This is a genomic window from Streptomyces sp. NPDC002853, from assembly GCF_053591915.1.
Genome location: NZ_JBSFUS010000001.1, coordinates 343,412 through 355,553, shown reverse-complemented (window position 1 = coordinate 355,553; position 12,142 = coordinate 343,412). Strand labels below are relative to the sequence as shown.

The following is a 12,142-nucleotide window of genomic DNA, read 5'->3' as shown; positions in this document are numbered from 1 at the left end:
TGGCCGGTGGGGGTGGTCGCAGTATTCCGGCATGCGGACGGCGTTCGCCAGACCCCTAGCCGCCCACGGCAGCCCGATGCCCGCGCAGCGCCTCCAGGAACGGCTCCACCGCCGGTGGGGCCGCCCGGCCCCGCACGGTCGCCGCATACACGGCCCGGGGCGGCGCGTCATCACCGTGCACCGGGACCAGCGTGATGTCGGGGCGTACGGACTCGGCGGCGAGGGCGGGCACGAGGGTGACCCCGAGCCCCGCGGCGACATAACCCTGCTTGGCGGTCCACTCGGCGACGACATGGGCGACCCGGGGGCGGAAACCGTGCCGGTGCGCCTCCTCCAGGAGGGTTCCCCCGACGTCCGCGCTGCCGGAGACCCACTCCTCTTCCGCGAGTTGGGACAGCCGCACCGACGCGTGGCCCGCCAGCGGATGGGCCGGCGGAAGGGCGACGTACAGCACCTCGTCCAGGAGGTGACGCAGTTCGTACGCGCCCACGTCGCCGCTGAGCGCGCCGCCCGTCGAGGAGACGATCGCGAGGTCGAGCTCGCCGGCCCCGAGGCGGGCGAGCAGCCCCGGCGTCAGTCCCTCCTCGCGGGTGAGCGTCACACCGGGGTGGCGGGCACGGAACGCGGCGATGGCCCGTGGCACGAGCGCCGCGTCGGCCGTCGCGAACGCCCCGAAGCGCAGGGACCCGCCGGTCAGGTCGCGCAGCGACGCCAACTCCCTGTGCATGGTGCGCAGTCGGGTGATGGTCTCCTCGGCGTGCGGCAGGAGCGTGCGGCCGTGCGCGGTCAGACGTACGCCCCGTGGCAGCCGGTCGAAGAGCGGGGCCCCGCCCAGTGCGGCCTCCAGCGAGGAGATCTGCCGTGAGACGGCGGACTGCGTCCAGCCGAGGGAGCGGGCGGCCACGGTGAAGGAGCCGTGCCGCGCGACGTCGAGGAAGACGCGGAGCCAGACGGTGGAGAGGTCGGGCGGGACCGGGTCCTGGGCCATCCGTGCGGTATGCGGTTCGGGCATGGCACGCATGCTAGACATTCGCTTGTCGCATCACATGTCCGGCCCTAGCGTCGAGGCCATGGAGAAGGCCATGGAGAAGATCGCGTTTCTGGGACTCGGACACATGGGCGCGCCGATGGCTCGCCAACTACTCACCGCAGGACACCCGTTGACGGTCTGGAACCGGACCGCCGGGAAAGCGGAGTCACTGGTGGGGGAGGGCGCCCGGCTCGCCGACGACCCCGGTGACGCGGTGTGTGACGCCGATGTCGTCATCACCATGCTGGCGGGCCCCGAGGCGGTGCGTGCCGTCGCCGACGCCATCGTGCCGCGGCTGCGGGCGGGGACCCACTGGGTGGAGATGTCCACCGTCGGGCCCGGAGTCGTAAGGGAGTTGGCGGCGAGGCTGCCGGACGGCGTGACCCTCGTCGACGCGCCCGTCATGGGCAGCACGGACAAGGCGGCGGCGGGGCGGCTCGGCATCCTCGCGGGCGGTGAGGCCGACGGGGTCGAGCGCATCCTGGCCTGCTTCGGCCCGGTGACCCGTACGGGCCCGCTCGGCTCGGGAGCCGCCCTGAAGCTCGTCGTCAACACCGCCGTCATCGGGGGCGTGGCGCTCGTGGCCGAGGCGATGAGGCTGGCGGACGCGCTGGGCCTCGACGAGGAGACGGCCAAGGGGGCGCTCGCGGGCGGGCCGCTCGGGGGCGCGGTGAGCCGGGCCTTCGCCACCGACGTGCACTTCGGCAGCGACCTCGCCGTCAAGGACGTGGCGCTCGCGACCGAGGTCACCGGACTCCCCGCGATGGAAGCGGTCCTCGCCCACTACAAGGCCGCCGCCGCCGATCCGGAGGTCGTCCACGAGGACATCGCGCGGGCGGTCGCCCACATCCGTTCCCGGAGCACCCACTAGTCACGACCCGACAGGAGCAGCACGCACCATGAACATCACCATCGACAACCCCGCTTCCGCACCCCGGCCCCTGGGCCCCTACTCCCAGGTCGCCCGCGTCGAACTGGACGGCGGAGGCGCCCTGTTGTACCTCTCGGGGCAGATCGCCGGGGGCGACGACGTCGCCGCCCAGAGTCGCGGCATCTTCGAGACCCTGTCCGCCCTGCTGGCGGCGCACGGCGCGACGCTCGACGACGTCATCAACATCCGTACGTTCATGACGGACCTCGGCGACCTCCCCCGATACGCTGCCGTGCGCGCCCAGTTCCTCACCGCGACGCCGCCCACCAGCACGACGGTCGAGGTGCCCCGGCTCTTCCGGCCGGAGGCGCTCATCGAGATCGACGTCGTGGCGGCCGTACCGTCGGCCGTACCGCCGTCCGTCCCGGCGGCCTGATCACGCGCCTTGCCCGGAGCCGGCGCCCAGCAGCCCGAGGAAATCCCTGAACGCCTTCGCCATGTCCACCGATTCGGGGTCCAGGAGCCACTGGTACTGAAGCCCGTCCATCACCGCGACGAGGAGCGGCGCCGCCGCCTGGGGGGTGAGGCCGCCGGGGAGCCGCTCCCCGTACTCCGCGCGCAGGACCGCGGCGAACTTCTCCCGCACCGAGCCGTACCGCTCGGTGAAGTACCCCCGTGCCGGATGCCCGTCCGTGACGCTCTCGCCGAGCAGTGCGGAGAAGGTCTGGATGATGCCGGGACGCATCGCGTTGTACTCGACGAGCGAGCCGAGCAGGTCGAGGCGGATCTCGTTCGCCGGCACCGCGTCCCACTGGTCGCGGGCCTCCAGGACGGCGACCAGCAGCGCATCCTTCGTGGGGAAGTGGTGCAGCAGGCCCTGCTGGGTGAGCCCGACCCGTTCGGCGACGGCGCCCAGGCTCGCGCCCCGATAGCCCCGCTCGGCGATCACCTCGAGGGCGGCCCGCAGGATCTCCGCCCGCCGCTCCTCGCTCCTGGCCCTGGTCGCCATGGTGTCTGCCCCTCGCGTTCTCGGTGCTGCTCTCGGGACGACCGTACGTCATGCTCCCGATCAAATATAACGCACAGATAACGAAACCTACCGACCTACAGGTAGTCGAGGCAGGATGGAGGGAACGCACGGAACGGACATTCGACGACTCAGGCGACTTCGACGAGGAGGTACCGCCATGGCGGGAACCCAGGGCCCCGGGGCCACGCAGGCCAATCAGGCGCGCGAGGCGGTCGTGGAGACCGCGCTCGCCGCGCTGGACCTGGACGCCAAGGCCCGGCTGCTCGGCGGGCGTGACATGTGGTCGCTGCACCCGCTGCCCGAGATCGGCCTGGCGTCCCTCGTGATGTCGGACGGCCCGATCGGCGTGCGCGGCACCCGCTGGACCGCCGACGACCCCTCCATCGCCCTGCCGTCACCGACCGCGCTCGCCGCCACCTGGGACCAGGACCTCGCCCGCCGCGCGGGCACCCTCCTCGCCCAGGAGGCCCGCCGCAAGGGCGTCCACGTCCTCCTCGCGCCCACCGTCAACCTGCACCGCTCGCCGCTCGGCGGGCGGCACTTCGAGGCGTACAGCGAGGACCCGTATCTGACCGGCGTCATCGGCACCGGCTACGTCCAGGGCGTGCAGTCGGGCGGTGTCGGCACGACCGTCAAGCACTTCGTCGCGAACGACGCCGAGACCGACCGCTTCACCGTCGACAACAAGGTGGGCGCGCGGGCCCTGCGCGAGCTGTACCTCGCGCCCTTCGAGGCGATCGTCGCGGACGCCCACCCCTGGGGCATCATGACCGCGTACAACCAGGTCAACGGCTCGACGATGACCGAGCACCGCCATCTGGTGAACGAGGTCCTGCGCGGCGAGTGGGGCTTCGACGGCTACAACGTCTCCGACTGGATGGCCGCCCGCTCGACCACCGGCGCCATCGACGGCGGCCTCGACGTCGCCATGCCGGGGCCGCGGACCGTGTACGGCGACGCGCTCGCCGAAGCGGTGCGCGGCGGCCGGGTCAAGGAGGCGACGGTCGACGAAGCCGTCCGCAACGTCCTGCGTCTCGCCGCCCGCGTCGGCATCCTGCGAGGCGCCGAACCCGTGGTCACCGACCTGCCCGCCGAGATCGACGGCGAGGCGCTCGCCCGCGAGATCGCCCGCCGCGCCTTCGTCCTCGTGCGCAACGAGAACGACACGCTGCCGCTGCGGCCCGCCGCGTCCGTCGCCCTCATCGGCGCCGCCGCACGCGACGCCCGTGTCCTGGGCGGCGGCTCCGCCACCGTCTTCCCCGCCCGCGTCATCTCCCCGCTCGACGGCCTGACGGCGGCGCTCGGCGAGGACGCCCTGACGTACGCCGTCGGGGCCGACCCGAGCGACGAACTCGCCCCCGCGGACAAGGGGTTCGAGCTGCGCGCCATCTGCCGCGACGCGAACGGCGACGTCCTCGGCGAGGGCAACCTCCCCTCCGGCCAGGTCCAGTGGATCGGCGAGGACCTGCCCGACGGCGTCACCCACGCGGCGATGGCCTCCATCGAGGTCGTCGGCACGTTCACGCCCCGCGAAAGCGGCGAGCACTCCTTCGGCACGCGCGGCCTCGGCGCCTTCACGCTCCGCGTCGGCGGGGAGGTCGTCTTCGACGGGACCGAGGAGATGGGCCCCGCGTCCGACCCCTTCGAGGCGTTCTTCGGCACACCGGTCGAGCGGGCCAAGGTGGGCCTGACGGCGGGTGAGCCGGTCGAGGTGTCCCTGCTGCACCCGCTCGACAAGCAGTACAAGGCCCCGCTTCCCGGCGTGGTGTTCTCCTTCGTGCACCTGGGCCCGCGGCGCGACCCCGACGAACTGATCGCCGAGGCCGTCGAGGCGGCGCGCGGCGCGGACGCGGCGGTCGTGGTCGTCGCCACCACCGAACGGGTCGAGTCCGAGGGCTTCGACCGTAAGGACCTGCGGCTCCCCGGCCGCCAGGACGAACTGGTGCGCGCGGTGGCCGCGGCCAACCCCCGCACGGTCGTGGTCGTCAACTCCGGCTCCCCGGTGGAGCTGCCGTGGCGCGACGACGTGGCGGCGGTGCTGCTCGGCTGGTTCCCGGGGCAGGAGGGCGGCGCCGCGCTCGCCGACGTGCTCCTCGGCGCCCAGGAGCCTGGCGGGCGGCTGCCCACCACCTGGGGCTCGCTCGCGGACGCGCCGGTCACCCAGGTCACCCCCGCCGACGGTGAACTCGCCTACTCTGAGGGCGTGTTCATCGGTTACCGCGCCTGGGAGAAGGCGGGCGCCACCCCCGCCTACGCCTTCGGCCACGGCCTCGGCTACACCGACTGGACGTACGAGTCCCTCGACGTGGAGGGCACGACGGCCACCGTCCGCGTCCGCAACTCCGGCCCGCGCGCGGGCCGCGAGGTCGTCCAGGTCTACCTCGCCCCGACCGCGGCCGACGGAAACCGCCCGGCCCGCTGGCTCGCGGCCTTCGCGGGGGTCGATGCCGCGCCCGGCGAGAGCGTGGAGGTCCGCGTCGAACTCCCGCGCCGCGCCTTCGAGATCTGGGACGAGGACGCCAACTCCTGGGCTCTGCAGAGTGGTTCGTACGACATCCAGGCGGGCCGCTCGATCGACGACCGCAGGCTGAGCGAGACCGTCGTCGTCTGACGCCGGGCACCCGCGTCAGCGCACGGAGAAGCCGTACACCGTCTCCGACCCGAACACCTCACCCGGCCGCAGTACCGTGCCCGGAAACTCCGGCCGGTTGGGGGAGTCGGGGAAGTGCTGCGTCTCCAGGGCGACCCCGTCCCCCGGACCGAACGGCAGCGGCTCCTCGAAGTGGTCCGCCGTGTACAGCTGAAGGCCCGGCTCCGTCGTCGCCACGGTCAGCACACGTCCGGACGCCGGGTCGCTCAGCTCGGCCACCTCGACGGGCCGCGCGGTGAGCCCCTTGTCGAGCACGTAGTTGTGGTCGATCCCGGCCCCGACCTTCCGCGCCTCCCGGAAGTCGAACCGCGTCCCCTCGACGTCCTCGTACACCCCCGTGGGAATCTGCGCCCCGTCCGTCGGCGTGATGCGCTGCGCCGCGATCCGCAGCTCGTGGCCGCCCGCGCTGCCGCTGGTGGCGCCCGCGAGGTTCCAGTACGTGTGGTTGGTCAGGTTCACGACCGTCGGGGCGTCCGTCGTCGCCTCGTACGAGATCCGCAGCGCGCCCGACGCGTCCAGCGAGTACGTCGCCGACACCGCGAGCCGCCCGGGATAGCCCTCCTCGCCGTCCGGACTCACCCGGGAGAGCCGCACGCCGTGCTCGACCTCCGTCGCCTCCCACACCCGCTTGTCGAAGCCGGCCGTGCCGCCGTGCAGCGCGCTGGGCTCGTTGTTCCGCGCCAAGCGGTACGTCCGGCCGTCGAGCGTGAAGCGACCGTCCGCGATCCGGTTCGCGTACCGTCCCACCAGCGCCCCGAGGTAGGGCCCCGGGTGGTCGAGATAGCCCTGGAGGCCGTCGAAGCCGAGCGCCACCGGCCCGAGCCGCCCCGACCGGTCGGGAACTTCCGCCGACTGGATGATCCCGCCGTACGTCAGGACGCGTACCCGCACCCCGCCCCTTTCCAGGGTCCAGCGATGGACGGGCGTGCCGTCGGGGAGCGTCCCGAAGAGTTCACTGCGCATGATCGCGACCCTACGCCGGGAAGCGGTGACCTCAGGCCCCGGGAGCTGCGGGATGACTGGGATTCTTGGCCTTCACCTGCCGGTAGGCCAGCTCGGCGAGCCGCGACTGGCCGTTCTTGCTGGGGTGGAACCAGTCCCAGCGGCTCAACTGGTCGCCGTCGAAGCGGTAGTCGAAGACCGCCCCACCGTCGTACCGGCAGCGCAGGTCCTTGGCGCACACGTCCTTGAGCACGTCGTTGTACGCGACCACGCGGTTCTGCACGTTCGCCCGCCGCTGCGTCGCCGCCGCGTCCTGCGCGTCCGGATCCGCCAGCATCGAGGCGCAGATGCCCAGCTTCCAGATCTGCTTGCCCAGCGGGTTGGTGCGCCCCTGGGACCAGAGCCGCTTCAGGTCCGGCACAGAAGTCACGTACACCTGGGTCTTGGGGAGCTCACGCCGCAGCGTGCGCATCGCCTTCTCGAAGTCCGCGCGGAACTCGGCGACCGGCGTCATGGAATCCGCGGTGGGCCGGCACGCGTCGTTCGCGCCCGCCATCACCGTGATCAGCTCGGGCCGTTCGGCCGCGGCCTGCTCGACCTGCGCGGGGAGGTCCGCCATACGGGCGCCGGTCTTCGCGTAGTTCCAGCTGTGCCCGGCGGCCCGCTCCTTGCCCAGGAGCCGGGTGGCGAGGCTGCGCACCTCGGAGTCCGTGCCGGTCGCCCAGGACGCCTCGGGGCAGTCGGCGAGCACCGAACAGGCGTCGAAGCCGCGGGTGATGGAGTCGCCGACGGCCGCCAGGGAGTCTGGGCTCGTGTCCCAGGTCGGGGTGGGTTTGGGCGACGGCTTGTGCGCGGACGGTCCCTGGGGCGCGGGGGAGTCGCCACCGGAGGCGTCGCACGCCGTGAGCGCGGTGGCGCCAAGAAGAACCGCCGTCGCCATGGCGACGGCGGCACGCGAGCGGTGCCTTCGGTTCCGCATCCCGGGTCCCCCTCTGTTGCCGTAGACCGATCCACTGCCGTAGGCCGACCGCGCCCCCGCAGACCCCCGGCCGGGTGAAGCCTGGGCGATTCCTGGCCTTGGGACCGACCGTACGTCACACTCCTTGTTCCGCCGCACGGTAGCCTCGCCACCCAGTGGCACCCTGCTCTTCCGGTTCCGCTAAATTACATCACGTCACATCTGTCCCGTTTTCGGGAGTTTCCCGAATTCAGGGCGACAACGCTCGGCACGGGCGCGAGGCCGCTGGGGAAGGCGAACCTCGACCCACACTGGAGGTCCCGGTGACGACACGTGGAGTTCTTTACGTGCACTCCGCACCGCGCGCGCTGTGTCCGCACGTCGAATGGGCAGTCGCGGGCGTACTCGGCGCGCGCGTCAACCTCGACTGGATCAGGCAGCCCGCGGCGCCCGGCAGCTGGAGATCCGAGTTCTCCTGGCGTGGCTCGGTGGGCACCGCGTCCAAGCTCGCCTCGGCCCTGCGCGGCTGGCAGCTGCTGCGCTTCGAGGTCACGTCCGAGCCGTGCCCCACGGCCGAGGGAGAGCGGTACAGCGCCACGCCCGAGCTCGGGATCTTCCACGCGGTCACCGGCATCCACGGCGACATCCTGATCCCGGAGGACCGCCTGCGCGCCGCACTGGCCCGCTCCCAGGCCGGCGAGAGCGACCTGGAGGGCGAGCTGGCCAAGCTGCTCGGCAAGCCCTGGGACGACGAGCTCGAACCCTTCCGGTACGCGGGCGAGGGCGCCCCGGTCCGCTGGCTGCACCAGGTCGTCTGACGTCGTCTGACACGGCTCCCACGCGCACGACGAAGGGCCCCCACCGAGCGGTGGGGGCCCTTCGTCGCTTGCTGGTGACTGCTCAGACGGTCCTGAACGCGAGCACCACGTTGTGGCCGCCGAAGCCGAACGAGTCGTTCAGCGCCGCGATCCTGCCCTCGGGCAGCGCGCGGGCCTCGTCGCGGATGATGTCCGCGTCGACCTCGGGGTCGAGGTTCTCGATGTTGATCGTCGGCGGGGCCATGCGGTGCTTCAGCGCGAGAACCGTGGCCACGGTCTCCACGCCGCCCGCGCCACCGAGCAGGTGACCGGTCATCGACTTCGTGGAGGCGATCGCCATGTGGTCCACGTCGTCGCCGAACGCCTTGCGCAGCGCCTTGATCTCGGCGACGTCACCCTGCGGCGTCGAGGTCGCGTGCGCGTTCACGTGCACGATCTCGGCGGGCTTGAGGTCCGTGCCGTCGATGAGGTTCTGCAGCGCCGCCGCGATGCCGTTGCCGGACGGCTCGGGCTGCGTGATGTGGTGCGCGTCGGCCGAGATGCCCTGGCCGACGGCCTCCGCGTAGATCTTCGCGCCGCGGGCCTTGGCGTGCTCCTCGGACTCGAGGATGACCACGCCCGCGCCCTCGCCGAGCACGAAGCCGTTGCGGTCGACGTCGTAGGGACGCGAGGCGCCCGCCGGGTCGTCGTTGTTCTTGGACATCGCCATCATGTTGCCGAACGCGACGATCGGCAGCGGGTGGATCGCCGCCTCCGTGCCACCCGCGACGACGACGTCGGCGCGGCCGGTGCGGATCATCTCGATGGCGTAGCCGATGGCCTCGGCGCCCGAGGCGCATGCCGACACGGGGGTGTGCACACCCGCGTGGGCGCCCAGCTCGATGCCGACGTTGGCCGACGGCGAGTTGGGCATGAGCATCGGCACGGTGTGCGGGGAGACGCGGCGAACGCCCTTCTCCTTGAGCACGTCGTACTGGTCGAGCAGGGTCGTCACGCCGCCGATGCCGGAGGCGATGACCGCGCCCAGGCGGTGCGGGTCGACGGACGTGTCCTCGCCGGCCTTCGCGGTGTAACCCGCGTCGGCCCAGGCCTCCTTGGCCGCGATCAGCGCGAACTGCGCCGAACGGTCCAGCTTGCGGGCCTGCGGACGGGGAATGACCTCGCCCGGCTCGACCGCGATCTGGCCCGCGATACGGACCGGAAGCTCGGCCGCCCAGTCCTGCTCGAGAAGGCGTACACCGGAACGGCCCGCGAGCAGACCTTCCCAGGTCGAGGCTGCGTCGCCACCCAGCGGTGTGGTTGCGCCGATACCGGTGACGACCACGGTGCGATTGGTCGAGTTCACAGGAAATTTCTCCACGGTGTTGAGGGGATCAGCGGCGCCACCGCCGGGTGGCGACAGCAGAGCAGCCTGGTCAGGCGGCCTGGTGCTTGAGGATGTAGCTGGTCGCGTCGCCGACCGTCTTGAGGTTCTTGACGTCGTCGTCCGGGATCTTGACGTCGAAGCGCTCTTCGGCGGCGACGACGACCTCGACCATGGACAGCGAGTCGACGTCCAGGTCGTCGGTGAAGGACTTGTCCAGCTGGACGTCCTCGACCGGGATGCCGGCGATCTCGTTCACGATCTCGGCGAGACCGGCGACGATCTCTTCCTGAGTGGCGGCCATGTTGGCGCTCCTTCTATGTATCCAGAGGGTGTGGCGCCCGCCGCGGCAGCGGCAGGTTGGTTTACAGCCGTACGGATCGGATGATCCGGACGTGATGCCTAGGGGAGGGTAACGACCGTGGCGGCGTACACGAGACCCGCCCCGAAGCCGATGACGAGCGCGGTGTCGCCGCTCTTCGCCTCACCGGTGGCCAGGAGCCGCTCCATCGCGAGCGGGATCGAGGCTGCCGACGTGTTGCCGGTGGTGCGCACATCACGGGCGACCGTGACGTGTTCCGGCAGTTTCAGAGTCTTCACCATCGAGTCGATGATCCGCTCGTTGGCCTGGTGCGGGATGAAGACATCCAGGTCGTCCGCGGTGATTCCGGCCGCGTCCAGCGCCTGCTGGGCGACCTTCGCCATCTCGAACACGGCCCAGCGGAAGACCGCCTGGCCCTCCTGCGTGATCGCAGGGAACTTGATGTTGCCCTTGCTGTCGAGCGGCAGCTTCGAGACATCGCCGACGTGCAGGTCGTTCCACGACACGGTCTGCTTGATGGTCTCGGACTTGTCGCCCTCGCTGCCCCAGACGGTGGGACCGATCTGCGGCTCGGTGGCCGGGCCGACGATGACGGCGCCCGCGCCGTCACCGAACAGGAAGGCCGTCGCGCGGTCCTCCAGGTCGGTCAGGTCACTCAGCCGCTCGACGCCGATGACCAGGACGTACTCCGCGGAGCCGTCGGTGATCATGCCCTTGGCGAGCGTCAGGCCGTAGCCGAAGCCGGCGCAGCCCGCGGAGATGTCGAACGCGGCGGGCTTGCCCGCGCCGATCTTGTCCGCGATCTCGGTGGCGATGGCCGGGGTCTGCTTGAAGTGCGACACGGTCGAGACGACGACCGCGCCGATCTGCTCCGGGGTGATGCCCGCGTCGGCGATCGCCTTGCCGGAGGCCTCGACGGACATCGCGGCCACGGTCTCCTCGTCGGAGGCCCAGTGGCGGGTCGCGATGCCGGAGCGGGAGCGGATCCACTCGTCGGACGAGTCGATCGTCTCGAGGATCACCTCGTTGGGCACGACACGGGTCGGGCGGTAGCCACCGACACCCATGATGCGCGCGTACGGGGCGCCCTTACTGGGCTTGATCTTCGACATGCTCTCCTGGCTCCTTCTCAGGCACCCGCCGCGTCGGCGGCGGATGCGGTGTCGGCGATGAGCTCAGATGCGGCGTCGAGGTCGTCGGGGGTCTTCAGGGCCACCGTCCGCACCCCGGGCAGGGCGCGCTTGGCGAGGCCGGTCAGCGTGCCACCGGGGCACAGCTCGATCAGCGCCGTGGCGCCCAGCTCCTTGAACGTCTCCATGCAGAGGTCCCAGCGCACCGGGTTGGCCACCTGGCCGACCAGGCGGGACACGACGTCCGCGCCGGTCGCCACGGCCTGGCCGTCGCGGTTCGAGACGTACGTCAGCTTCGGGTCGGCCGGGTCGAGGGCCTTGGCGGCCTCTTCGAGTGTGGCGACCGCGGGTGCCATGTGGTGCGTGTGGAACGCGCCCGCCACCTTCAACGGTACGACGCGGCGGACGCCTTCGGGCTTGTCCTCGGCGAGCGCCGCGATCTGCTCGGCGGTGCCCGCGGCGACGATCTGGCCCGCGCCGTTCACGTTCGCCGGCGTCAGGCCGAGCTTCTCCAGGTGCGGGATGGTGACCTCGGGGTCGCCGCCGAGCAGCGCCGCCATGCCGGTCTCCGTGATCGCGGCGGCGTCGGCCATGGCCAGACCCCGCTTGCGCACGAGGCCGAGCGCGGCCTCCTCGGTGAGCACACCGGCGTACGCGGCGGCGGTGATCTCGCCGACGCTGTGTCCCGCGACCGCCCCGGGCCTGTTCGCGGCGAGGGCGTCACCGAGTGCCGCGGCGGACAGCAGTCCGGCGGCCACAAGGAGGGGCTGTGCCACGGCGGTGTCGCGGATCGCGTCCGCGTCGGCCTGCGTGCCGTAGTGGGCAAGGTCGAGCCCGATGGCGTCCGACCAGGCACCGATGCGGTCGGCCGCACCGGGGAGGTCGAGCCAGGGGGTCAGGAAGCCGGGCGTCTGAGCGCCTTGGCCGGGAGCGACGAGTACGAGCACTCTCACACTCTCTCTTGTGGACGGTGGTAGCCGCCCGTGGGGACAGGGACGAAGAACCGCTGGGGGAATTGTAGAGGCCCG

At 71.8% G+C, this 12,142-nt stretch carries 12 protein-coding genes; 4 read left to right on the top strand and 8 right to left on the bottom strand.

The window, feature by feature from the left end; all coding sequences use genetic code 11:
* Positions 1–55 precede the first annotated feature (55 nt).
* Positions 56–1,021, bottom strand: a complete 966-nt coding sequence (locus tag ACWD02_RS01635) for a LysR family transcriptional regulator (protein WP_451203334.1) — start codon at positions 1,019–1,021, stop codon at positions 56–58.
* Between the two features lie 49 nt (positions 1,022–1,070).
* Between ACWD02_RS01635 and ACWD02_RS01630 the strand changes: the two genes are divergently transcribed.
* Both ACWD02_RS01630 and ACWD02_RS01625 read left to right on the top strand, forming a co-directional pair.
* Positions 1,071–1,901: an NAD(P)-dependent oxidoreductase gene (locus ACWD02_RS01630; RefSeq protein ID WP_451203332.1), complete on the top strand. Its 831-nt coding sequence runs from the start codon at positions 1,071–1,073 to the stop codon at positions 1,899–1,901.
* 28 nt (positions 1,902–1,929) lie between these two features.
* Positions 1,930–2,337 (top strand): RidA family protein, encoded by a 408-nt coding sequence (locus ACWD02_RS01625; protein ID WP_451203331.1) that lies wholly within the window; start codon positions 1,930–1,932, stop codon positions 2,335–2,337.
* On the opposite strand, the gene ACWD02_RS01620 is transcribed toward ACWD02_RS01625, so the two are convergent.
* Positions 2,338–2,910: a TetR/AcrR family transcriptional regulator gene (locus ACWD02_RS01620; protein WP_451203329.1), complete on the bottom strand. Its 573-nt coding sequence runs from the start codon at positions 2,908–2,910 to the stop codon at positions 2,338–2,340. It abuts the gene before it with no gap.
* Positions 2,911–3,088: 178 nt separating this feature from the next.
* Here ACWD02_RS01620 and ACWD02_RS01615 point away from each other — a divergent pair, with 178 nt between their 5' ends.
* Complete coding sequence (locus tag ACWD02_RS01615; RefSeq protein WP_451203327.1) at positions 3,089–5,542, top strand: beta-glucosidase; 2,454 nt, start codon at positions 3,089–3,091, stop codon at positions 5,540–5,542.
* Between the two features lie 15 nt (positions 5,543–5,557).
* On the opposite strand, the gene ACWD02_RS01610 is transcribed toward ACWD02_RS01615, so the two are convergent.
* Both ACWD02_RS01610 and ACWD02_RS01605 read right to left on the bottom strand, forming a co-directional pair.
* Entirely contained in the window at positions 5,558–6,544 is a 987-nt protein-coding gene (locus ACWD02_RS01610) for an aldose epimerase family protein (protein ID WP_451203325.1), read from the bottom strand.
* Positions 6,545–6,575: 31 nt separating this feature from the next.
* Positions 6,576–7,502 carry an SGNH/GDSL hydrolase family protein gene (locus ACWD02_RS01605; protein WP_451203323.1) on the bottom strand — a complete coding sequence of 309 codons (927 nt, stop codon included), beginning with the start codon at positions 7,500–7,502 and terminating at the stop codon, positions 6,576–6,578.
* A gap of 302 nt (positions 7,503–7,804) precedes the next feature.
* Here ACWD02_RS01605 and ACWD02_RS01600 point away from each other — a divergent pair, with 302 nt between their 5' ends.
* On the top strand, positions 7,805–8,299 hold the full coding sequence (locus ACWD02_RS01600) for a DUF3145 domain-containing protein (RefSeq protein WP_363208519.1): 495 nt from the start codon (positions 7,805–7,807) through the stop codon (positions 8,297–8,299).
* 82 nt (positions 8,300–8,381) lie between these two features.
* On the opposite strand, the gene fabF is transcribed toward ACWD02_RS01600, so the two are convergent.
* From fabF to ACWD02_RS01580, 4 genes are all read right to left on the bottom strand, one after another.
* The gene (fabF, locus tag ACWD02_RS01595) at positions 8,382–9,644 is read right to left on the bottom strand and encodes a beta-ketoacyl-ACP synthase II (RefSeq protein WP_451203321.1); all 1,263 of its coding nucleotides are present in this window, start codon (positions 9,642–9,644) and stop codon (positions 8,382–8,384) included.
* A 70-nt stretch (positions 9,645–9,714) separates the two neighbouring features.
* Positions 9,715–9,966 carry an acyl carrier protein gene (locus ACWD02_RS01590; RefSeq protein WP_249590117.1) on the bottom strand — a complete coding sequence of 84 codons (252 nt, stop codon included), beginning with the start codon at positions 9,964–9,966 and terminating at the stop codon, positions 9,715–9,717.
* 98 nt (positions 9,967–10,064) lie between these two features.
* Positions 10,065–11,096, bottom strand: coding sequence for a ketoacyl-ACP synthase III (locus ACWD02_RS01585; RefSeq protein WP_399386371.1), 1,032 nt, complete (start codon positions 11,094–11,096; stop codon positions 10,065–10,067).
* A gap of 17 nt (positions 11,097–11,113) precedes the next feature.
* Positions 11,114–12,061 (bottom strand): ACP S-malonyltransferase, encoded by a 948-nt coding sequence (locus tag ACWD02_RS01580; RefSeq protein WP_451203318.1) that lies wholly within the window; start codon positions 12,059–12,061, stop codon positions 11,114–11,116.
* Between the last annotated feature and the right edge of the window lie 81 nt (positions 12,062–12,142).